The organism is Pedobacter alluvionis (assembly GCF_003664035.1).
In the GTDB taxonomy this organism is placed as follows: domain Bacteria; phylum Bacteroidota; class Bacteroidia; order Sphingobacteriales; family Sphingobacteriaceae; genus Pedobacter; species Pedobacter alluvionis.
In genome coordinates, this window is record NZ_RCCK01000010.1 from 131,386 (window position 1) to 155,296 (window position 23,911).

The 23,911-nt window shown below is 39.0% G+C and carries 14 protein-coding genes; 8 read left to right on the forward strand and 6 right to left on the reverse strand.

The features are described from left to right. The first annotated feature begins 1 nt into the window (after position 1). A complete protein-coding gene (locus BCL90_RS00835) occupies positions 2–1,213 on the forward strand; it encodes a bifunctional 3,4-dihydroxy-2-butanone-4-phosphate synthase/GTP cyclohydrolase II (protein WP_121282076.1) in 1,212 nt (403 codons plus the stop codon). Positions 1,214–2,891: 1,678 nt separating this feature from the next. Here BCL90_RS00835 and BCL90_RS00845 read toward each other — a convergent pair. Next, a complete protein-coding gene (locus BCL90_RS00845) occupies positions 2,892–7,130 on the reverse strand; it encodes a translocation/assembly module TamB domain-containing protein (RefSeq protein ID WP_244095023.1) in 4,239 nt (1,412 codons plus the stop codon). Between the two features lie 263 nt (positions 7,131–7,393). Between BCL90_RS00845 and tsaD the strand changes: the two genes are divergently transcribed. The 3 genes from tsaD (at position 7,394) to BCL90_RS00860 (ending at position 11,433) form a co-directional block, all read left to right on the forward strand. Then, positions 7,394–8,395, forward strand: coding sequence for a tRNA (adenosine(37)-N6)-threonylcarbamoyltransferase complex transferase subunit TsaD (gene tsaD, locus BCL90_RS00850; protein ID WP_121282079.1), 1,002 nt, complete (start codon positions 7,394–7,396; stop codon positions 8,393–8,395). Positions 8,396–8,804: 409 nt separating this feature from the next. Next, positions 8,805–9,002, forward strand: a complete 198-nt coding sequence (locus BCL90_RS00855) for a hypothetical protein (RefSeq protein WP_121282080.1) — start codon at positions 8,805–8,807, stop codon at positions 9,000–9,002. Positions 9,003–9,078: 76 nt separating this feature from the next. Then, positions 9,079–11,433, forward strand: a complete 2,355-nt coding sequence (locus BCL90_RS00860) for a TonB-dependent receptor (RefSeq protein WP_121282081.1) — start codon at positions 9,079–9,081, stop codon at positions 11,431–11,433. Positions 11,434–11,912: 479 nt separating this feature from the next. Here BCL90_RS00860 and recA read toward each other — a convergent pair whose 3' ends face one another. Both recA and nth read right to left on the reverse strand, forming a co-directional pair. Further along, positions 11,913–12,926: a recombinase RecA gene (gene recA, locus BCL90_RS00865; protein ID WP_121283406.1), complete on the reverse strand. Its 1,014-nt coding sequence runs from the start codon at positions 12,924–12,926 to the stop codon at positions 11,913–11,915. Positions 12,927–13,060: 134 nt separating this feature from the next. Beyond that, the gene (nth, locus tag BCL90_RS00870) at positions 13,061–13,726 is read right to left on the reverse strand and encodes an endonuclease III (protein WP_121282082.1); all 666 of its coding nucleotides are present in this window, start codon (positions 13,724–13,726) and stop codon (positions 13,061–13,063) included. A gap of 530 nt (positions 13,727–14,256) precedes the next feature. Between nth and BCL90_RS00875 the strand changes: the two genes are divergently transcribed. Beyond that, positions 14,257–14,733 carry a DUF3347 domain-containing protein gene (locus BCL90_RS00875; protein WP_121282083.1) on the forward strand — a complete coding sequence of 159 codons (477 nt, stop codon included), beginning with the start codon at positions 14,257–14,259 and terminating at the stop codon, positions 14,731–14,733. A 15-nt stretch (positions 14,734–14,748) separates the two neighbouring features. Next, positions 14,749–17,040 carry a multicopper oxidase domain-containing protein gene (locus BCL90_RS00880; RefSeq protein WP_121282084.1) on the forward strand — a complete coding sequence of 764 codons (2,292 nt, stop codon included), beginning with the start codon at positions 14,749–14,751 and terminating at the stop codon, positions 17,038–17,040. A gap of 1 nt (position 17,041) precedes the next feature. On the opposite strand, the gene BCL90_RS00885 is transcribed toward BCL90_RS00880, so the two are convergent. Beyond that, positions 17,042–18,001, reverse strand: coding sequence for a hypothetical protein (locus BCL90_RS00885; protein WP_121282085.1), 960 nt, complete (start codon positions 17,999–18,001; stop codon positions 17,042–17,044). Between the two features lie 204 nt (positions 18,002–18,205). Here BCL90_RS00885 and BCL90_RS00890 point away from each other — a divergent pair, with 204 nt between their 5' ends. Further along, the gene (locus BCL90_RS00890) at positions 18,206–19,303 is read left to right on the forward strand and encodes a fatty acid desaturase family protein (RefSeq protein WP_121282086.1); all 1,098 of its coding nucleotides are present in this window, start codon (positions 18,206–18,208) and stop codon (positions 19,301–19,303) included. Further along, positions 19,293–20,354: a fatty acid desaturase family protein gene (locus BCL90_RS00895; RefSeq protein WP_121282087.1), complete on the forward strand. Its 1,062-nt coding sequence runs from the start codon at positions 19,293–19,295 to the stop codon at positions 20,352–20,354. Before BCL90_RS00890 ends, BCL90_RS00895 begins: the two co-directional genes overlap by 11 nt. Positions 20,355–21,122: 768 nt before the next feature. Here the strand turns inward: BCL90_RS00895 and BCL90_RS00900 are convergent. Further along, positions 21,123–22,307 carry an MFS transporter gene (locus tag BCL90_RS00900; protein WP_121282088.1) on the reverse strand — a complete coding sequence of 395 codons (1,185 nt, stop codon included), beginning with the start codon at positions 22,305–22,307 and terminating at the stop codon, positions 21,123–21,125. Between the two features lie 823 nt (positions 22,308–23,130). Next, positions 23,131–23,715: an RNA polymerase sigma factor gene (locus BCL90_RS00910; protein WP_121282090.1), complete on the reverse strand. Its 585-nt coding sequence runs from the start codon at positions 23,713–23,715 to the stop codon at positions 23,131–23,133. Between the last annotated feature and the right edge of the window lie 196 nt (positions 23,716–23,911).

Consider the following 23,911-nt stretch of genomic DNA (forward strand, 5'->3'; position numbering starts at 1 on the left):
AATGCAAACAAAATTAAACACAATAGAAGAGGCCATCGCAGATATAAAAGCTGGTAAAGTGATTATTGTTGTAGATGATGAGAATAGAGAGAACGAAGGTGATTTTTTAACGGCAGCCGAAAATGCAACGCCCGAGATCATCAATTTTATGGCTACTTATGGCCGTGGCTTAATCTGTGCACCCTTAACAGAAGAACGTTGTAAAGAGTTAAATCTTAGTTTGATGGTGGGTAAGAATACTGCAGCTTACGAAACTAATTTTACCGTTTCGGTTGATCTGGTTGGCCATGGTTGTACCACGGGTATTTCAGCAAGCGACCGTTCTAAAACAATGCTGGCTTTAGTGAATCCTAAAACCGACCCTGAAGAGTTGGGCAGACCAGGACATATTTTTCCGCTAATAGCTAAAGATGGTGGCGTAATCCGCCGTGCAGGTCATACAGAAGCCGCAGTAGATTTAGCGCGTTTAGCCGGAATGAAACCTGCAGGTTTATTGGTAGAGATTTTAAAAGAAGATGGCGAAATGGCCAGACTTCCTGATTTATTTAAAATTGCCGAGCAACACCAGTTAAAAATTATATCTATCGAAGATTTAATCGCCTACCGTTTAACCATGGATAGCTTGATTAAACAAGAGGTGAGTATCGATTTACCTACCGCCTGGGGCGATTTTAAAATGACAGCCTATACGCAGTTAGATAATAATGCTACACATTTAGCCATTTCTAAAGGCGAATGGGATAGCAACGAGCCTATTTTAGCACGTGTACACAGCTCTTGTGTAACGGGCGATATCTTTGGCTCTTGCCGTTGCGATTGCGGTCCGCAGTTGCATAAAGCCTTAGAAATGATCGAAAAAGAAGGTAAAGGTATTGTGGTATACATGAACCAGGAGGGGAGAGGTATCGGACTGATTAATAAATTACGTTCGTATAACTTACAGGATGCGGGTTTTGATACGGTTGAAGCGAATATTAAATTAGGATTTAAAGGCGACGAACGTGATTATGGCGTGGGCGCGCAGATCCTGCGATCGGAAGGCGTGACTAAAATGCGCTTAATGAGTAATAACCCAACCAAAAGAGCAGGTTTAATTGGATACGGTTTAGAAGTGGTAGAAAATATCCCGATCGAGATTGCAAGTAATGTACATAATGAACGTTATTTAACGACCAAAAGAGATAAAATGGGCCATTCGATTATGAAAGGGTAGTCCAGTTTGCGGTTTGCAGTTGACAGTTTGGAGTCAGTTCATAGTCTTAATAACAAGCAAAAGCCAGTATTGAACTTAGGTTTGATACTGGCTTTTTTTGTTTAGTGTAGCATCAAAAATGCTGATTATTCCAGTATGATTTTGTCATCCTGAACGCAGTGAAGGATCTTATCAAATGCGTTTTACAATCATAAATTTATGGGTAATGAAGCCAGTGGTTCTTAGGTTAGAGATTCTTCATTTCATTCAGAATGACAGACTTTTCCAGTTCATTCTCCATGGATAGATTTGTGCTAAATTTTGCCTGCAATCGTCCTTTCGACCGAAGTGCAACGGAGTGGAGAAATCTATTTTGTTCGCTTCTAAGTGGATTAATCCAAAAGCAAATTTTGTCATCCTGAACGCAGTGAAGGATCTTTATGAAATGCGTTTTACAATGATAAATTTAGGGGTAATAAAGACCGTAATCCATTGGTTTAGAGATTCTTCATTTCATTCAGAATGACAGACTTTTCGAATTCATTCTCTCTGGATAGATTTCTGCTAAACGCTGCCTGCAATCGTCCTTTCGACCGAAGTGCAACGGAGTGGAGAGATCTATTTTGCTCGCTTCTAAGTCGGTTAATCCAAAAGCAAATTTTGTCATCCTGAACGCAGTGAAGGATCTTTATGAAATGCGTTTTACAATCATAAATTTATGGGTAATGAAGCCAGTGGTTCTTAGGTTAGAGATTCTTCATTTCATTCAGAATGACAGACTTTTCCAGTTCATTCTCCATGGATAGATTTGTGCTAAATTTTGCCTGCAATCGTCCTTTCGACCGGGAGTGCAACGGAGTGGAGAGATCTATTTTGCTCGCTTCTAAGTCGATTAATTCAAAAGTAAGTTTTGTCATCCTGAACGCAGTGAAGGATCTTTATCAAATGCAGTTTACAATCATAAATTTATAGGTAATAAAAGCCGTAATCCCTTAGGTTAGAGATTCTTCATTTCATTCAGAATGACAGACTTTTCCATTTCATTCTCCCCCTGGATAGATTTGTGCTAAATTTTGCCTGCAATCGTCCTTTCGACCGAAGTGCAACGGAGTGGAGAAATCTATTTTGTTCGCTTCTAAGTGGATTAATCCAAAAGCAAATTTTGTCATCCTGAACGCAATGAAGGATCTTTATGAAATGCGTTTTACAATGATAAATTTAGGGGTAATAAAGACCGTAATCCTTGGGTTAGAGATTCTTCATTTCATTCAGAATGACAGACTTTTCCAGTTCATTCTCCCTAGATAGATTTCTGCTAAACGCTGCCTACAATCGTCCTTTCGACCGGAGTGCAACGAAGTGGAGAAATCTATTTGCTCGCTGCTAAGTCGGTGGATCTAAAAATAAATTTTGTCATCCTGAACGCAGTGAAGGATCTTTATACTTAACCAAATAGCCACCGATCGGTTTTAACCATATAAGCAATATAAGATCATATAAGTCCTTTGTGTCAATTAATCACCCTTGCGGTTCGTCCTCCTGAACTTGTTTCAGTATCTATTAGACATTTAGCCTGTGGCCTTTTGAGGAGATTGCTTCCCTAAAATCAAGGCGTGCTGTCGTACCTACTCGCCATAGCGAGTGAGGGAAAATGACGCTCTCGCCCATACCAATGAACTATTGACCAATGAACCAACCTCTACCTCCTTTGGTTCCCTTTACTCTGGTTGATAATCGCGTCTTTGTTAAAAGATTTATTTGTTTTAACGGGTGCCTGGCTCTTTCTTTTCAGGTTTCGGCGGTAAGCACCAGAAATTTTCTGAACAAACTCTTTAAAAGTATCAAACTGCTGGGTATACACCAGGCCGAAAGACGTAACGTTTGCGGTTGAACTAATTCCGCTGTTTAAAAATATACTCTGTTGCGTGGGTGGTTTATTTGCCGCTTTTGCAGTCAGGCTTCCATCTTTTTTAATCAGGAAGAGTGCCTCAACCTCTCTACCTACATTATCTTTAGAGAAATCGATCACAGTAAAATCGTTCAAACTGTTTCGGTCTACAATACCCGCATTAATAATTAAACGATCGTTGAAGAACTTAAATGATGCATTGGCCTCGCTTAAGGAACGTACGTTCAAATCGACAAAATTTAAGTTTAACGAAGAAAGTACGTTATTAAACTGGTTAAAAACCAATTCCGTAGCCGTACTGGTAGCGGTTGAGCTCAGCTGGTTGCCAATCGACTGCCCACCATTTCCGGGAGCGAAACTTCTTCTGATAATTAGACTGAATGCCTGAAGATTCAGGTTGTTCTGATCGCTCAAATAGGTTTGCAGTTCTTCTTTGATTGAAGGTTGTGCAGGGAAATTGATATCTAGCTTAATATCCGGTTGTAACAGTAAACCCGTTAAGCCCATTTCTACCTCGGTATTAACCCTTTGGTTGGCATTACTGCTGGCGTCGCGGTTTGCTGCCTTGTAAAGGTCGTTCAAACTTGCCCGTAAAGCATATACCGCTTTTAAGTTAATCTGCGCGGCGGTGGGGTTACCCGTCCAGCGGATGGTTCCACCTTGCCTGATGTCGAATTTTTTGTTGATTACCTCCTGGGCCGTAAAATCGAAACTTCCGGTCTCAATAATATAATCGCCAGACATTTCGAAATCACCAACACTATTGATGTTTAAGGCCAGCTCGGCATTACCCTTTCCACTTAAATTGCCGAGGGTGGTATAGATGTTCGCTGTAGTATTCGGATCGATGGTTAATTTGAAACTTAAGGTTAAACCATCAAAGTTTGTTCTTTTCTTAACCAGCACAGTCGAATCGCGGCTCACGAAATTAATGAAATCTTTATCTGATATGGTTTCAGAACTGTTTAGCGGCAGGTTAAATACAGTTCCTTTTTCCGTTTTCGCCTTAATATCGATCTTCATTTTGTTGGTTGGGCCCGTAAACGTAAATACACCTGTGCCATACGCGCGGCCATAGTAGATGGAATTGTCTTTCGAGGTAGTGTTTAAGGCCATTAAACTGTTGGCATTCACCTTCACATTCAGTGTCGGGTAGTTAATATCGTTTAAATCTACAGTGCCGTTTGCGGTAGCTTCGTGGCCTTCCAGGTCGCTTAAGGTAAAGTTATCCAGTTTAATCACACTATTGTTCACCTCTACTTTATCGGTAATTACATAGGTAGTTTTAAGGTAGTTTACCATCAGCTGTCCCTTATCTAACGATAAATTGCCATTAATTTCTGGCTTATCTAACTTGCCTTTCACCGTTAAATCGGCTGAGATATTTCCTTTTAAATTGGATACCAGTTGTTTAACAAAAGGCTCAATCACAGTGAGCTTACTGTCATCCATTTTTACGCTGAGATCGATTTCCTTTTCTTTCAGATCAACATTTCCAGTCAGTTTAAAATTCTCCGAATTGTCGGCCACAATGCGGGTAAATACATTAATCTTTTTGCTTTCGTTGCTGTATGATGAGGTATCGGTTAAGGTACCGATATAAATATCATTAAAATTTAACGAATCGATCTTTAAGTCGTCTGTTACCCTAAGTGTTTTTAATATGCCATATAAATCAGTCTTCCCGTTAAGATTTCCACCCAATTTAACACCAAAGCCTTTGGTAAAAGGGTTCAGGGTTTTTAAGCTAAAATCTTTAAAGCCAACACTGATTAAATCTTTAGGATCTTCTGAAATTAATCCATCAATCACAACCTGTTGCTTTCCGTTGGTTAAATCGAAATTACTGATTTCTGTTTTACCATTGTTGAGCACGATCCGTACTTTCTCCTGGATGCGCCATTCTTCGTTATTGATTTTTAAGATAGAAGGTAATACGCTTAACCTTGCCGTTGTATCCTGGTTTTTGGTGAACTCTACCAGTCCGTTTAAATCGAGCTGATTGTCTTCCTCAGCGTTCGACATTTTTACGTTGAAGGCCAGACTGTCGTTCCGCAGGATGTTGGAAACGTTTACATCTTTAATAAATAAACTGTCGTTAATCTGCACACGATCAGAGGTTACAATCAGTTGAAGTTGTTGTGTGGTGGTATTTTCATCAAGGATGATGTTGTTTACCACAATACCACTGTATTTAAGTTTCTTCACAAAACCGTTAAGCGTTGCGGTATTGTTGCGCGAATCGAAATCTCCTGTTAATGTAGCGCCCTCTTCTAATTCCAGGCCTGGTGCAAATATCTGCGCCAGCGGTTCGAACTTTTTAACCTTCAGGTTGAACTGAAAAATCTGATTTTTGTATTTTATAATATCGGCCTTTAACGAAGGAATATACGTTTTGGCGATGGCTTTGTAATAAGAAACAATAGAATTTAGATCATATTCGCCTTTAATACTGGCATCTAAAATATCCGACCGGATATCCAGTACGCGACTTGCGCCCGTGCCATTGGCTGTTAACTGTACCGAATCTACGCTGTAAGTGCCTTTTGGGTTCTGCATCCTGATCTCTTCAATCAATAACTTACCCGATATGTTATTCAGGTTGGTGCCCGAAAAATTAGTGGTAAATTTAGCATCCACCATCAACGAATCTTTCAACAGTTTTAAGGCTTTTAAACGTGCATTAGAAATGGTTGCATTAAAATTGAATACCGGCAGTTTAGGGTTTAAGTTAACACCGCCATCAAATACCAGTTTAATGTTTCGGTCGTTAATGCTCAGCTTGCCATCAAAATATTTTTTATCAAAGGTGCCGTCAATCTTTACGTTATGGTACCTGTATTTATTAAAGTCGATATAATCTACATCGCCGTTTATTTTTTCGGTTAAATCTTTTAATTCCGTTCCACGGCCTTTCACATATAAAGAAGAGCTGATTCGTCCCAGGCTCTTTTCACCTAACAGATCGCCGATGTTAAAATCGTAGGTTTTTACGTTTCCGGTGTAAGATGGGACATCCTTTTTGTCGATTTTCATGTTCACATCTGAAACAATGCGGCCCAGTTTGGTTTTAAATTCGCCATAGGCAATAAAATCGTTCTGAAAACCCGTAAAACTTCCGTTGAAATTGATGTTACCAAATTTGTTTACAATTACCGGAACAATTTTCTTTTTGCTGTTGGTGATGCCCGCCAGCACTTCTTCAAGATCGGTCTTGTTTGTTCCTGCCATTTCAATATTCAGGTCCATAAAGGTTTCTTTCCATTTCGGAAGTCCTTTTAAAATAAAATCGCCTTTAATGTGTGTGGCCTTTCCAGTCCTTAATGATAGGTTTTTGGCTTTAAGGTTATTCACTAAACCCGTAATCTGACCATCAACATCCAGGTCGAGTTTCATGGTATTCAGCTCAGGTGCAAAAAATGCAACATCTTTCGAGGTGATATGGCTATCTTTAAAAATAGCTTTCATCCTCACATTATCTATGTAGTGGTTAAAATCTTTATAGCTTTTAAACCGCATTTGGTAGTAATTGGTTAAACGGCTCTGATTGGTTTCGAGCAACAGATTTTTCAGCTCTATCGCATTACTGTCTATCGTGGTTTGGGCCGTTAAGTTTTTCAGGTAAAATCCGCTACGCTCTTTAAAAGTGAGGTTTTTGATATTGGTTTTAAGCAAATGATTCCTGGTGTCCAATCCTTCAAAAATTCCACTCAGCTGTTTAACGTTTACGTTATCGAAGTTTACACTTTTGCCCTGCGTGGTATCTTTTGCCCTGTAGTTGATGTACCTGAAGGCAAACTTATTTAAAATAAGGCGGCCTAGACTTACATCAAAAGGCTTACTTTTCTTTTTCTTTACCTTGGGTTTACCAGAATCGAAGTAGTTAATGATAAAATCGAGATTAGAAGACTTATCTTTGAAATCCTTTAGGAAAAACTGGCCATCGTTAATTTGAACGGTACTGATATCAATAATCTTTTTATCAATGGATAATTTAGTAATATCGACCATAAATTGTGGCGTGCTCAATAAAGTGTCTTTTTGTAAATCTAAAACCAATAAATCTTCGAGTACAATAGATTTAAAAGGCTTGATATAAAGACTCTTGATTGATATGGTAGTTTTAAGCTCTTTAGATAAATATGCGGCAGCTTTCTGCGCAAAATAAGTTTGAACAGGCTTAAATTGTAGCGAAAAAACAAGAAGCGCAGCCAGCAGGATTATTGATGCGATTACCCAAAGGAGTATTTTAAATAGTTTTTTAATAATTTTGCAGCTTAAATATTAATAATTTGTCTGTTATACTTGCTATTGAGTCTTCTTGCGATGATACATCCGTTGCTATTTGTAACAACGGCAAAATTACTGCCAATGTTATTGCAAACCAAACAATTCATCAAAATTATGGTGGTGTTATACCTGAATTAGCTTCAAGGGTACATCAACAAAATATTGTGCCTGCCGTGCAACAAGCTTTAATTAACGCTAAAGTTACAAAACAGGACATTAATGCGGTAGCTTTTACACGAGGCCCAGGTCTTTTAGGGTCTTTACTGGTCGGTGTTTCTTTCGCAAAATCTTTTGCATTAGCTTTAAATATACCTTTAATTTCTGTCAATCATATGCATGCGCATATTTTAGCGCACTTTATTGACGATCCAAAACCGGTTTTCCCTTTTATTTGTTTAACCGTTTCGGGCGGACATACACAAATCGTGCTGGTAAAAGATTACTTTGATATGGAAATTGTGGGCGAAACATTGGATGATGCTGCTGGTGAAGCTTTTGATAAAACCGCTAAATTACTGGCCTTGCCTTACCCGGGGGGACCACTGATTGATAAACATGCACAGCATGGAAATCCTCTGGCGTTTAAATTTGCAGAACCACAAATCGCCGATCTGAATTTTAGTTTTAGTGGTTTTAAAACTTCTATTCTGTATTTTATCAGGAAGCAGGAAAAAGATAACCCTAACTTTATTGCCGAAAATTTAGATGATATTTGTGCATCGGTTCAGCATAGCATTGTACAAATTTTGCTGAACAAATTAAAGAAAGCAGCAAAACAATACGGAATTAAAGAAATTGCCATTGCAGGTGGTGTTTCGGCAAACTCTGGTTTAAGAAATGGCCTGCAACAAACAGCTGATGAATTGGGCTGGAACATCTATATACCGGCGTTTCAGTATTGTACTGATAATGCGGGTATGATTGCCATTGCTGGGTACCAAAAGTACCTGAAACAGGATTTTGTAGGGCAGGATGTTTCGCCAATGGCGCGGATGGAGTTTTAGTTTTGGTTCATTGGTCATTGGTTCATTAGTCAATAGCTAATTGTTCTTCGTTCGTCATTGCGAGAAGGCTTTTTCAGCCGACGAAGCAATCTTACAACGATAGCTGGCTGCGAGTTGATGTAAAGGACTACTGGGTGATTAATTCTCTGGATAAGATCCTGACTACGAAGTAGCTATTAGACCATTGAAAGCAATCAATACAACTAATAAAACAAGTTCAGGATGAAGACTGCTCAGGGGATTATAGCCCTTAAAGCGCATAAAGATTGAAAACTTGAGCTCGGAAACTGTGAACTGAAAACTGCGTACCAAAAAACTGAAGAGGATTATGGATACTCAGAATGGATTAACTCCTTAACTTCCGACACCCGACCTCGGACCAATAAAAACTATTAAATTAAATACATATATGACTGGAGCATCGTTAATATTTTGGATTGTTTGTGCGATACCGCTAATCGGTATTTTATATTGGTTAATCAGGAATGACAAAAACAAACTAAAAGGAAGCTGGGGTGTGATTATTTTAGGTGCCTTGGTTATCGCTGCACTTCTGGTAATTGTTTATGTAACCAAAGATTTCAGCGCAGTATTTAGCCAGAATTAATTAGGATATTCTAATTCTTATTTAGACCTATTCTTATTAGTGTATAATTTCTATCTTTGCCGAAAATTAAAGATAGATGAAAAAAACTATACTAATCGTTACCATATTAATGTGCAATCTTCTTTTGGGCTATGCCCAAAACGTGAAGATTGAAGGGCACATCAAGGATCAAAGAAATGAGGTTCCATACTCCACCATTTCTTTACCAGGTCAGAAAATCCAGGCAGATAGCAAAGGTTATTATACGTTGTATATCAAAAGCGGTGTTCCGTTTAATATTCAGGTAAACGCTGTTGGATATAAGTCATTTACGCAGCAAATTGCGGGTGTAAGGGCCGATACAATTATTAATTTTGTATTGGAACCAGTAGCCAATACGCTGGATGATGTGTTAATTTCTACTTCAAGAAAGCCGGAAAACATTAAAAATATTACCACCTCAGTTAGTATTGTAAATAAGAAAAAACTGGAGAAAGAGATGGCTATCACGCCGGATTTAAGCAGCATACTGGCCAATCAGGTTCCTGGTTTTGCGCCTACAGCACAAACCGGGAATAATGTAGGGCAAAACTTAAGAGGCCGCCCAATGCTGGTGATGATAGATGGTGTTTCGCAATCTTCGCCGTTAAGAAATGCAGAAGTAGATTTAAGGTCGATAGACCCCTCGGTACTTGAACGTATAGAAGTGGTAAAAGGTGCCACAGCCATTTATGGTAATGGTGCTGCCGGAGGTTTAGTGAATTACATCACCATGGTTCCGGATACTGCAGCAAAGTTTGCCGGTAAAACCCAGCTTAATTTAAACGGATCGCTAGTTAAAGTTAAAAACTCTGAAGGGGGTAGGATTAACCAGATGTTCTATGGAAAACTGGGTAAATTTGATTATGTGGTGAGTGGAATGTATGAGCAAACCGGTGAATATAAAGATGCAAAGGGCGATGTGGTAGGGCCAAACTACAGCTTAGGTGAAACCGATAGCTATAATGCTTTTGCCAAGTTAGGTTACGTACCGGCAAAAAATCAACGCATTCAGTTTACCTACAATACATACAGCAGTTTGCAGAACAGTAATTTTACTTTGGTAAACGGTAATCTGGCAACTGGTCAGAAAGCAACCGGTGTTTTAGGGAAACCGCTTGGTATCCCAACTGGAGTAGATTATAACCACAATTTAAATCTATCGTACAAGATTGACAGTACTTTTCTTAATTCGAGTTTGAATGCGGATGTTTATTACGAAACCCGTAAAGATGTTTTTTATGTTTCTTTAGGTCGTTTTGATGGGGGCGATGGACAATCGCTCGCCAAAAATGATAAAAAAGGAGCACGTTTGTTTTTGGAAACACCAATATTGAACCTTGACTTTTTGAACATGAATCTGGCTTATGGTGCAGATTTCATGAAAGATAAAACCGCACAGCCGCTGGTTGATGGGAGGGTATGGGTACCAACAATGGATATGACCAATATTGCACCTTTTGCGCAGGCAGATTTTAATATCTTAAGCAAGCTTGTATTTAAAACTGGTTTGCGCTATGAAAATGTAAATATAGCAGTTGATGATTACCGGACTTTAAGAACCACTGGAGCAAACAATGCTACCATTACGCCATCTTTTGATGTAACCGGAGGCAATTTAAAATACAGCACTTATCTTTTTAATGCGGGTTTAAGGTATAATCAATTTAACGTTTTTAGTCCTTTTGTAAGTTTCTCTCAGGGTTTTTCCGTAATGGATATTGGACTGGCTTTACGTGATGCCAAAGTAAACAGCATTGATAAGATCAATACGGATGCGGTAAAGGTTAATAATTATGAGGCTGGCTTTGAAAGTAAAATTGCCGGATTAACATTTTCTGCGTCGGGTTATATCAGTACGTCTAAGTTAGGTATTGAAGTGGTTTATGACCCTGCTACCGGTTTATTTAATACCGCCAGGAACCCTGAAAAAATTTATGGTTTTGAATTGGCGGCCGATTACCATTTGTTTGATCAGCTGGGTTTAGCTGCAAGTTACAGTTATACAGAAGGCAAGCGTGATATCGATAAAAATGGAAAGTTTAACGATGCTGGCGACTTGTATCTCAATGGCCGCCGTATTTCGGCGCCAAAAGTTACTGCTTCAGTAACCTATAGCCCCTTAAAGGTGTTGGATTTAACCCTAAACTATACCGGAATCAATTCGCGCAGCAGATTTGAGAAAAATGCGAACGGCATATATAATGGAAATGAGGGTGCGGTAAAAGGGTATCATTTATTCAGCTTTGCAGGAATTTATCAGGTGAAGAAGAACACGAAACTTACCTTAGGTGTAGATAATATATTTAACCAGGATTATTTCCCGGCAAGGGCACAATGGTTTATGCAACCGGGCTTTTATTCAAAAGGAAGGGGTACTTCGGTAAACTTTGGTATCTCGGTTAGTTATTAATCAGATCTAAAATAGAAAAAGAGGCTGTATCATACTATAGAATTGTCATCCTGAGGGGTAATTTACTGTATAAAATCAATATGAGTGACGTACAATCGTTTCCCTTATCCTACGGCTCTGTCTTGCCTCGGCTCGCCGCCGCCGAAGGGCTCTTTCTTTTTGGTGTCAAAAAGAAACAAAAAACACCGGCTGAAAATTTTTCTTTCGAAGCTGGTAGTTTGGCTTAGGCAGTGCAGTCCGAAAAATTTGTTAGGCCGGATTTAAGCAGAACGGGGATATCGTGCTATGGCCTAGCTGGGTGGAAATGCTAAAGCAGCTAAAATATTGATTAATAATGATTTGCAAAATAACGTCAATGTATAGCTGTCGAAGGACCTGTTTTAATGTCTTACAAGGCATTAAAACAGGCTCAACGTGACAAACAAAGTTAATTGCAATTTATGATACAACCTCTTTTGTAAATGAATATGTCGTAATTTCTATTTCTCAGCCAATTTTTCGCCTGTTACTTCGGCTTTAATTTTAATTTCCAGCTCTTCTGCAAGTTCAGGATTGTCGCTTAACAATTGTTTTACGGCATCTCTACCCTGACCAAGTTTAGTGTCTCCGTAAGAGTACCAGGATCCTGCCTTTTTAATGATGCCAAAGTCAACACCTAAATCAACAATTTCTCCGTTTTTAGAAATACCTTCACCGAACATCACATCAAATTCTGCGATACGGAAAGGTGGAGCCACTTTATTTTTAACAATTTTTACTTTAACGCGGTTACCGGAAACTTCGTCTGAATCTTTGATTTGTGAAATACGACGGATATCTAAACGTACCGATGCATAAAATTTCAACGCATTACCACCAGTGGTGGTTTCAGGGTTACCGAACATTACACCAATTTTATCACGTAACTGGTTAATGAAAATACAGCAACATCCGGTTTTAGAAATTGTTCCGGTTAATTTACGTAAGGCCTGACTCATTAAACGGGCGTGTAAACCCATTTTACTGTCACCCATTTCGCCTTCAATTTCACTTTTAGGAACCAAAGCTGCAACAGAGTCAATTACAATTACATCAATAGCGCCCGAACGGATTAAGTTATCGGCAATTTCTAATGCCTGCTCACCATTATCTGGTTGAGAGATTAAAAGGTTATCTGTATCTACACCTAGTTTCTTCGCATAAAACTGATCGAAAGCATGCTCCGCATCGATAAAAGCAGCAATACCACCTTTTTTCTGTGCTTCGGCAATAATGTGTGTAGCTAAAGTTGTTTTACCAGAGGATTCTGGTCCGTAAATTTCAATTACTCGGCCTTTTGGAATACCGCCAATACCTAAAGCAATATCTAAACTGATTGATCCGGTAGAAATAAAATCTATCGGCTCAATGGCAGAATCGCCAAGTTTCATGATGGTACCTTTACCGTAAGATTTCTCTAGTTTATCTAAAGTAAGTTGTAAGGCTTTTAATTTATCTGGATTTGCAGTGCTCATTTCTTTTTTCATTGATTGCGTAAATATAATTGATTATCGGCTAATATGCTTAAATGTTGATATTTATAATACTAAAATATTTAGCTAAGTTAAATGTTTTCTGGCTAATGTCAATAGTAAAGTGAAAATATTTTTTAAGCTTTTAATTTGTCTCTTTCGTTTTGGGCGGTTATACGTTCAAAGTACCTGCAGATGTAGGTAATTTCACAAACATCACATTTGGGGTTTCTGGCCACGCAAACGTAACGACCGTGCAAAATGAGCCAGTGGTGTGCAATATGAATATCGTGTTCGGGAAGGTTTTTGACCAAATCCTTTTCAACCGCCAATGGTGTTTTACCGTTAGTTAAACCCAAACGGTTGGCCACACGGAAAACGTGGGTATCAACCGCCATGGCCGGTGCATTGTAAATTACTGAGGCAATTACATTGGCGGTTTTGCGGCCCACGCCAGGCATTTTCTGTAAATCATCAATCCCCGAAGGCACTACATCGTTAAATTCGTTAAGCAGAATATTAGCCATACCCACCAGGTGTTTTGCCTTATTGTTAGGATAACTGATGCTTCTGATGTAATCGAAAACAATATCGGGCGTAGCTTCGGCCAGCGCTTTAGCATTAGGGAAGCGTTGAAAAAGCGCAGGGGTTACCATGTTTACTCTTTTATCGGTGCATTGTGCAGAAAGAATTACGGCCACTAAAAGCTGGTAGGGATTATTATAATGTAACTCGGTTTCTGCATCAGGCTGCTTGGCCGAAAAATGTTCTACAAAAAGTTTGTAGCGTTCTTTTTTAAGCATGTACAAATATAGGTTAAAGATGGAAAATGTAATGTGCTAAATGGAAGATGGGTTATGTAAGATGGATGATGGAAGAAATTGGGATTGAGGTAAAACTGTGATTTGCCAGCCTGAGGAATAATTTATTATATAAAAATGAATATAAATAACAGTGGATTTAAGGAGATAAATGTTTTCGAAGTATCGTCATCTCGACCGTAGTGGAGAGATCTTTTAATATAGTTCAAAGTATCTCTCCATTGCGTTGCTCCAGTCGAGATGACGACCTTTATATTGGAATCTGTCAATATAAAGTAGTTGAAGGGCTATTGTTAATCGCTATTCCATCTTCAACCGTTTAACGCCAAACTCGTGGCCCGACCCTAGAGCAATAATTATATAAACATTTCCGGTAAAAGTATAACATCCGGAAAAGCCATAACACTAGCTTTGTTTACAATAAAATCCTGTTCTGGTTGAAAAGCAAATTAAAAAGACTGCGCGCTACTGATATCAGGAAATACTTTGCTCACATTTAATTTAAACACAAAATGAAAACTTTAATTAAATTATTGACAATCTATGTCCTTGTACTAATTGTGGCTGGCAGTGTGTCAGCACAGGAAAAAACAGCAGCGCTTAACCCTTTACAGGCTTATTACGAAGTTAAAGATGCCTTAATTAGTAGCAATGCAAGCGTGGCTGGCACCAAGGCTGCTGCATTAATTAATGCGATAAAAACCAACGAAAAAACCAACGCTTCGAAAGTATTGCGCGATAAAATATTATTTGATGCCGAACACATTGCCGAGAGTAAAGATATCGAACATCAAAGAGATCATTTTACTTCTTTATCAACCGATTTTTATGCCATGATAAAAGCGGTAAAACTGAGCGATAAGCCTGTTTATTATGCTTATTGTCCGATGAAGAAAAGTTATTGGTTAAGCGAAGGCGAGGCGATAAAAAATCCATATTACGGTAATAAAATGTTAACTTGTGGTAAGGTTGCCGAAGTACTTAAATAAAACACACGCTACAAAATGAAGTTTATTTTAGTTTGTTGCCTTAGTATTTTGCTTAGTAGTTTTGCTTTTGGCCAACATCAGCACAACGAGGTAAAAGCAGCTGACCCCAAAAAAGCCCCCCGGAAAGCAAGTGATGCAGAAACTTTAGGTAGCAATAAGCAGCCGAGGGTTGTGCGCTATGATTTATATGTTGCCGATACAACCGTAACTTTTGGCGGGAAAGCTAAAAGAGCCATTGCGGTGAATGGGCAAATACCTATGCCAACGCTATCCTTTACCGAGGGCGATACAGCAGAAATACATGTACACAACAGGCTAAAAGAGTCGACCTCATTGCATTGGCACGGGCTGTTTCTCCCTAATCAATATGATGGGGTTCCTTATTTAACCCAAATGCCTATCGAACCCAATAAAACCCATGTTTACCGTTTTCCTATTATACAGAACGGTACCCATTGGTACCATAGCCATTCGGGCCTGCAGGAGCAGATTGGAATGTACGGCGTAATGATCTTAAATAAAAGGAAAGAACCCGCTATACCTACAGTACCTGTTGTTTTAAGTGAGTGGACAAATATGATGCCCCACGAAGTTGACAGGCGACTACACAATGCCAATGACTGGTTCGCGATAAAAAAAGGTACCACACAAAGTTATGCTGAAGCCATAAAAGGCGGGCACTTTAAAACCAAACTCACCAACGAACTGAAACGGATGACCGCCATGGATGTGAGTGATGTGTACTACGAAGCCTTTTTAGTAAATGGAAAAAATCAGTACCAGGTCCCAAACAAGCTCAAAGCAGGCGATAAGGTAAGATTGCGCATTGCTAACGGCGGGGCATCTACCTATTTTTGGCTCACTTATGCGGGTGGTAAAATAACGGTAGTGGCCAATGATGGTAACGATGTTACGCCGGTAGAGGTAGACCGGCTGATTATTGCCGTTTCCGAAACCTATGATGTAATGGTAACCATCCCCGAAAATAAAAGCTTCGAGTTTTTGGTAACACCTGAAGATCGTACCCAATCGGCCTCGTTATGGCTTGGCGATGGAGAAAAAGTGCCGGCTCAAAAACTACCCAAACTGAAATATTTCGAAGGCATGAAAATGATGAACGAAATGATGGATATGAACGGTAATCTGGTACAGATGGAAGGCATGAAAATGCAGAACCAGGTGATGGATATGAATACCGTAATGTATGCTGAGCTGGATGATGCCGGGACAGATACAGTTGCTTCGGATGCACATAAGGGCCACGATATGGGGAGCAACAAAGGTGCAAAAGGCCCCATGACAACATTGAATTATGATATGCTGCGCTCGCCGGAAAAAACGGTATTGCCTAAAGCCCCAACCCGAGAAATGGAGTTTCAGTTAACGGGCAATATGAACCGTTATGTTTGGACTTTAGATAATAAAACCATCTCTGAAGAGGATAAAATTCTCATCAAAAAGGGCGAAAACCTGCGGATCATTTTATATAACAACAGTATGATGCGGCACCCTATGCACCTGCATGGGCATGATTTTAGGGTGATTAATAGCCAGGGCGATTACGCCCCTTTAAAAAATGTACTTGATATCATGCCCATGGAGCGCGATACCATTGAGTTTAGCGCTTCAGAAAGTGGCGATTGGTTTTTTCACTGCCATATTTTATACCACATGATGAGCGGGATGGGTAAAATTTTCAGCTATGAAAACTCACCGTTAAACCCCGAAATCCCAAACCCTAAATTGGCGCAGCGAAAACTTTTTGCCGATGACCGGATGTTTCATTTTATGGCCGAAAACGATTTTGCCAGCAACGGAAACGACGGTATGGCCATGTTGGCAAATACACGCTGGAGTATTGGCGCTGAGTGGCGTTTAGGTTACAATAAAATGCATGGCTTTGAAACCGAAACCCATATTGGCCGGTATATAGACCGGATGCAGTGGCTAATGCCTTTTGTGGGTTTTGATTGGCGCTACCGGAAAATGGAAGCTGGCGAACCCGAAACCAATATTTTTGGCCAGAAAAGCACAAAGGATAAAAGAAGTATGTTTAGTATAGGGCTTGCCTATACCTTGCCTATGTTAGTAATAGCGCAGGCAGAAGTGTACCACGATGGTAATGTTCGCCTGCAGTTGATGCGGGAAGATATACCGATTTCTAAGCGGCTAAGGGCGAGTTTTATGGTAAACAGTGATAAAGAATTTATGGGCGGACTTAAATTTATTACCACTAAATACATGGGTATTTCTGCACACTATGATAGCGATATGGGGTTCGGCGCTGGTTTAACGCTTAATTATTGATCTAACCATTGGTAATCTCCCTCAACAACTTGTCGCATTCGGCAAAGGCATTATACAGATATTTATTGCGGTGTTTTTCTCCCTGACCGCTAAAAGAAACTGATTTCATAATCAGCCCCTGCATCCATTGTTTGGTTTGCTTGCAGTAGGACTGGTCTTCGGTTTTTAAATAATTAAAAGTATTAAATCTATTGTAGCAGGTCATGCGGTCTTTAAAATCAACCAGGTATGCAATGCTCCCCAATACATCACAACTATACCAATTAAAGGTATGGTCGGGGTCGATGGTTTTTTTACTGCTAATGGCATACATATTCATATCGGTTAGGCAATACCTTACCTGTTCTACAATTTTTACAGCCAGTTCATTATCAGTAAGATGGCCAGCCTCGAATGCATACCTGATCTGTTCGAGTGTGCCGGTTACGGTATCTTTTGACCATATTTCGGTGCTTGGTATTTCCAGGTAGGCAGCGTGCAGCTCCTGCGAAATTTTAATAATTTCGTCGGATATATAGGACGAACTAAAAGGTATTCCGGTGTTATTGGTGCTATTTGCCCAAAAGAAAAGTTTAAAGCTGGTGAGTTCCGGGTACTTGAAAAAATGAAATAAAGGAATATCATCAGTAGTGATGGTGATATGTTTTTTATTACTGTTTTTAATGGCTTTTATATTGTCCAATAAATTCTGGAGATAGCCAATCATATCTAAATCTTCATTTACACTTAAATAGCTAAACGTAACAGATAGCGATTGTTTCGGGTTGTAAAGAAATGGGACATCAAAACAATCAGATAGCTTGATGATTTGCTGAAAAGTAAGGTTGCTGTCGCCCCTGATTTTCTTATAGGCCTCATTGGTGCTTATCCCTAACTCTTCGGCTATACTCAATGCCAGGTTCTGGTATTCGGGCAATACAGCTTTAATGGCTTGAAAAAATAGTTCTTGCTGATTATCCATAAAGATTAATTTATTAATTGAATATACTGTTTTTTAATAATCAAAGGGATTATTGCAAAAGATTAAATTGCAAAATATAATTTATAAACTTTATGTGTATTATTTATTTTCTTTAAACAATAATTATTGCGGTTATTGTAATCTTTAAGATTTATTTCGGTTTGTACTATGCTTTAGATTTGGTTAAGATTAAAACGCACTGTTATGAACAAATTACGATTTATAAAAGATGAAGGCTCCGAATTCTATAAAGAATTGAATGAGCAGATTGAGCAGTATTTTATTGATAACGGGTTACAGAAAACCGGGAACGCTAAAATGTTCTTCAAGATTTTCCTTTACTTCGGTTTGGACATCCTGTTTTACACCTTAATGATTACCAGTCATTCGGTATTTGCATTTTACGCTTTTTACCTGCTGATGGGACTTTCTATTTTGTTAACTGCTTTTAATGTCTCGCATGATGCGGCTCATGGCGTTGCAGTAAAGAGTAAATTCTGGAACCGGATACTATTTTCGTTGAGTTTTAACCTCCAGGGGAACAACGCTTATGTATGGGGCAAAAACCATAACGAATCGCACCATTTATATACCAATATAGAAGGCAGTGATATCGATGTGCTGAATAATCCATTATTCAGGATGACTGAATCTCAGCCTTTGTTATGGTTCCATCGGTATCAGTTTATTTATGCACCGTTTCTTTACCTGTTCTATTCCATTAACTGGTTCTTTTTCAGGGAAATTTTGATGTTGTTTAATTTATCGAGCCGCACCATTAAAGTGGAGATTCCCCGAGTTGAGGCCATCAAGCTGGTTGTGTATAAGCTCTTATATATCGGTTATATGATCATCTTGCCTGTTTATCTGTTGCCTTTCGGCTGGCAGACGGTTTTACTGGCTTTTTTATTAAATCATTTTATCATTTCGCTATTGTTTGTGGCTGTATTAGGCGTGGCACATTTATCGGATTATGTAGCTCACCCGGTGCCTGATCAGGATCATAAATTGAATATGAGCTGGCCAAAGCTGCAATTGCTTACCTCAATAGATTATCACGCAGAAAGCAGGTTTTTAAACTGGACACTTGGCGGCTTTAATGCACATGCGGTACACCACCTGCTCCCTAATGTATGCCATGTACACTATCTTAATATTATTCCAATTTTTAAAGCGCTGGCTAAAAAACACAGGCTTACTTATATGGAAATGTCTTATGGCGAATCGCTGGCCTCTCATTTCAGGTTCTTGAAAATGATGGGTAAAAGTGAACACTTAATCCCGATGCGATATGAAGGATAAACATATTCATGTGGCGGCTGATAGTCAGTTGCTAAAAGCGATATACAAACGCGTTAGCGAAGAAGTGGTAGCCGATAAATCTGCATTTATGATGATCATCGTACTTAAATTCGTGGTGTATTTCTTAATCACCTTATTAACCTATTTAGCTTTGTACCATATCGCTAACCCGATTGGTTTTGTGGGCTGTTATGTGATCTATGGTTTTATCTCGCTGCTCTTTGCTTTTAACTTTTCACACGACTTTTCGCACAATACCATCTTTAAAAGCAAGCGGCTTAACCACATTTGCTTTGTAGCTATTTATACATTGGTTGGAGCGCATGCAGAGGCTTGGAAACTGCGCCATGTTAATTCACACCATTATGCGCCCAATGTAGAAGATTATGATTCAGACCTTAAAATATCGAAATTGATCCGTGTGGTGCCGGGTAGCAAATATTATTGGTTTCATGTATACCAACACCTGTATGCGCCATTAGCTTATACAACCTATTCGCTGTTCTGGATTTTTATTAAAGATTTTGTAATTCTATTTAGTGACGATGGTTATGGCGCCAAAAAGAACATAAAGTATTACCTGTCGTTTGTGTTCCAAAAAATTATCTATATCAGTTTGTTGCTTGTATTGCCTATGATATTTGCAATCCAGCCCTGGTATGTGGTGTTAGCTGGTTTTTTAATGATGCACCTAAGCCAGTCGTTATTCTTGTTGTTTACCTTTTTTATGACCCACCATGTAGAGGAAACGCAATATCCGAAAACTGATGCGCGGGGTTATATTAATGCCTCCTGGTTAATGAACCAGATCGGGAGTTCAAACGACATGCATCCTTTCAGTAAAACGGCAAACTTTATTTTGGGCGGTTTTAATAACCATATTGCCCATCATTTATTTCCGCATTATCATCATGTGTATTATCCGCAGATCAGTAAGATATTATATGAAATGTTAAATGAAAATGGCATAACGCCTAATTGTACCAGTTATTTCGGGGGGATAAAATCTCATTTAAAGCTGTTGAAGAGAATGGGGGAGGCAGCGTTTTGAATGAGTGAAATAATTGAGTTTTGAATGAGAGAATGGTTTGGGTTTTCTCATTCTGTCATTCACTTATTCAAAAGTTGCCGCGCAGGTTTTTTTTATTAACGGCACAGGCCCTTGATAATAAACCTGATGGAAACGGTCCCGATTTTCCATCGGGATAAGTGTACAGCAGGACTGACTATTTTTGCTTACACTTAATTCATTTTCTAAAAAAAAGAGGCTATCTCATAAATATAGAATTGTCATCTTGAGGGTTAATTAATTGTTTAAAATCAATATGAGTGACGTACAATTGTTTTCTCTTATCCTACAGCGCGGTCTTGCCTCGGCTCGCCGCCGCCGAAGGGCTCTTTCTTTTTGCTGTCAAAAAGACCAGCGAAGCTAGCTTGAATGCCGATAAAAATATAAATACACATGAAAAAACAAAAAACACCGGCTGAAAATTTTTCTTTCGAAGTTAGTAGGTGGGCTTAGGTAGTGCAACCCGAAAAATTTGTTAGGCCGGATTTAAGCAGAACGGAGATGTCGTGCTATGGCCTAGCTGGGTGGAAATACTAAAGTAATTAAATCGTTGATTAATAACGGCTTGTAAAATAACGTCAATGGTAGCTTGTCGAAGGGCCTGTTTTAAATGTCTTACAAGGCGTTTCGATACATTCGTCAAGCTCAGTACAGGCTGAGCTCAACGTGACAAATTCAAAGTGAATTACAATTTATGATACAGCCTCATCCCATCACAAAGCGTTGCTTCGTTCGCAATGACGAATATTTTTAGTGAAAAGAAGTGACTGGTACTTTAACTTCTTCGGTTGCACCTTGATTGCTTTTAATCAGCCAGAAGGCAAAAAATGCACCAACCAAGGCCATTGCAGCACCAACATAGGCTGGTGAGGTATAATCGAAGCCATAAACTAGTGGAAGACCTCCGAAGAAAGCACCCAGGGCGTTGCCAATGTTAAAACTGGCCTGACTAGCCGAGGCCGCCAGCATTTCGGAGCCTTTGGCACTCTGGATCATCAACATCTGTATAGGGGCAGCCAATGAGAAAGCGACTGCGCCGGTAATAAAAGTCATAATTAAAGCTAATGGTTGGCTTGCAGACACAAAGTGTACAATGGTTAAGGTTACCACCATGGTAAGCAGCAAAGCTGCAGATGCTTTTGCCGGGGAAAATTTATCGGCCAAACGTCCACCAATGTAATTGCCGAACATCATGCCCAAACCCGCCAGCATTAATATATAAGTTACAGCATGAGGCGAAAAGCCTGCAACATCTGTCATCAATGGAGCGATATAACTGTACCAGGCAAATAGGCCACCTGTTCCGATCGAGATCATGAAAATGATGATCCATGCTTCTCTTTTTTTGAAGAAACTTAATTCCGCTTTTAAATCGCGGTTTTTTGTCGCTTCTAACGCAGGTAACCATAATTTTAAACTTAATAAGGTTACCAAACCTACAAATACCACCACGGCAAAAGATATGCGCCAGGAGAAATTGTGTCCAATATAGGTGCCCAACGGTACGCCTATAATATTGGCAATCGTTAAACCCATAAACATTAATGATACGGCTTGTGCGGCTTTCCCTTTTTCTGCAATTCTACTGGCTACTACTGAGCCCACTCCGAAAAATGCACCGTGTGGTAAACCCGAAAGCAACCTGGCGATAAATAAAGTATTAAAAGTTGGGGCAAAAGCAGAGAAGGCATTAAAAACGGTAAACATAACCATCAAAGCAATCAAGATCATTTTTGGTGGATATTTGCCGGCAATTATAATTAATAAAGGTGCGCCGATTACTACGCCCAAAGCATAAGCGGAGATTAAATGCCCGGCCTGTGGAATGGTTACTCCTAAACCTTTTGAAATATCAGGCAGCAGGCCCATCATTACAAATTCAGTGATCCCGATGCCTAAACCGCCTAAAGTGAGTGGAAGTAAGTTCTTGTTCATAGCGCCCTTAGTGTTAAAATTACACTATGCAAAGGTAGGGCTTTTTATGGAAGGAGATTGTAAAAATTAGGACATTTATAAGGGGATGGAAGAATGGTTTCATAGTCAATAGTTCATTGTTAGATTGCTTCATGGTTGAATTGTTCAGGGCTATAGTCTCATTGTTAGATTGCTTCATGGTTGAATTGTTTAGGGCTATAGTCTCATTGTTAGATTGCTTTATGGTTGAATTGTTCAGGGCTATAGTCAGATGGTTCATGGTTGATAGCCTAAAAGTTTATGCACTTATCGGTTAGGCCGTTCGCCAATGAACTATTAACCCATAACCTAGCGAGTTTGCAATAACAAATAAACCAATGGCAAATTGACTAATGAAACAGCCAGTTTACGGTTGCCAGTGACTAATGAACCATCTAGTCTTCCGTTGGTAATAACAAATGAACCAATGGCTAGTGAACCAATGAACCATCACCCATTTTCCATACACAAAAAAAAGGTTGTCCCACCCTGTAGAACAACCTTTTTTAACTATTGTAAATTTTATAACGACCTACTGTAAGCTAAAATCTTGCTGATGGTTTCATCTTTAGGATCTTTAGCCAGTCTATCTAACTTACCTTTTATTTGATCATAAAATAAGTCGATTTCTGCGTCTGATTCAATATCAGTTCTAGGCTGAAACATATTGGGTGTAGGTGAATTTACATTGTTTTGTGATGTAGAGGTTTTTGTCATAAGCAACTAAATGTGATAAGTTTTATAAACTTAACGATTGTTCAGATGCTTTATTTCAAGTCTTCAAAAAAACTATGTAACTTTTTTACTACCCTTTGTAGGTCATCTCTTTTGTTTTAAGCATCTTACGTAAATTACTAAGTGCATAACGCATACGGCCCAAGGCTGTATTAATGCTGACATCAGTTAAATCTGCGATCTCTTTGAAGCTTAAATCTGCGTAATGGCGCATCAGGAGCACCTCTTTCTGTTCATCAGGTAATAAATGGATCATTGCTTTTAAATCTTTATGGGTTTGATCGCGAAGCATTTTATCTTCTGCGCTCTCATCATAAAACTGTAGCATATTGAATACATCCATTCCATCAGCACTGGTGATGATTGGTGTTCTCTTTTCTTTTCGGAAGTAATCAATAACCAGGTTATGTGCAATGCGCATAACCCAAGGTAAAAACTTACCTTCTTCATTATATCTCCCCGATCGCAGGGTATTGATTACCTTTATAAAAGCGTCCTGAAAAATATCCTCTGCCAAATATTGGTCTTTCACCAATAAGTAGATAGAGGTATAAATTTTGCTTTTATGTCTTCTAAGAAGTTCCTGTAATCCATTCTCGTCCCCGGTAATATATACCTTTACCAGGTCCTGATCATTATATGATTGTAAATTCATAGGTTTACCTACACTAAATCCCGTACTATTTGCTAAAAATTAATTAGTAAATGTTTAATTTCTATAGCTGCTCTCCTATGTTTTTTGAAATGTGTTAGTTTGGTTTTGAGGTTGTTAATGTTCAAAGAAAGTTATTTTTTTATCAAAAAACAAAAAATAAAATGTTAAAAAATAAATTAACCGTCTTAGTACCCTA

Bases quoted from the DNA above. Each gene is read 5' to 3' on its own strand.
- BCL90_RS00860 (WP_121282081.1), top strand. From the start codon at position 9,079: ATGAAAAAAACTATACTAATCGTTACCATATTAATGTGCAATCTTCTT.
- BCL90_RS00890 (WP_121282086.1), top strand. From the start codon at position 18,206: ATGAACAAATTACGATTTATAAAAGATGAAGGCTCCGAATTCTATAAA.
- BCL90_RS00835 (WP_121282076.1), top strand. From the start codon at position 2: ATGCAAACAAAATTAAACACAATAGAAGAGGCCATCGCAGATATAAAA.
- recA (WP_121283406.1), bottom strand. From the start codon at position 12,926: ATGAGCACTGCAAATCCAGATAAATTAAAAGCCTTACAACTTACTTTA.
- BCL90_RS00875 (WP_121282083.1), top strand. From the start codon at position 14,257: ATGAAAACTTTAATTAAATTATTGACAATCTATGTCCTTGTACTAATT.
- BCL90_RS00855 (WP_121282080.1), top strand. From the start codon at position 8,805: ATGACTGGAGCATCGTTAATATTTTGGATTGTTTGTGCGATACCGCTA.
- BCL90_RS00910 (WP_121282090.1), bottom strand. From the start codon at position 23,715: ATGAATTTACAATCATATAATGATCAGGACCTGGTAAAGGTATATATT.
- nth (WP_121282082.1), bottom strand. From the start codon at position 13,726: ATGCTTAAAAAAGAACGCTACAAACTTTTTGTAGAACATTTTTCGGCC.
- BCL90_RS00880 (WP_121282084.1), top strand. From the start codon at position 14,749: ATGAAGTTTATTTTAGTTTGTTGCCTTAGTATTTTGCTTAGTAGTTTT.
- BCL90_RS00900 (WP_121282088.1), bottom strand. From the start codon at position 22,307: ATGAACAAGAACTTACTTCCACTCACTTTAGGCGGTTTAGGCATCGGG.
- BCL90_RS00895 (WP_121282087.1), top strand. From the start codon at position 19,293: ATGAAGGATAAACATATTCATGTGGCGGCTGATAGTCAGTTGCTAAAA.
- BCL90_RS00885 (WP_121282085.1), bottom strand. From the start codon at position 18,001: ATGGATAATCAGCAAGAACTATTTTTTCAAGCCATTAAAGCTGTATTG.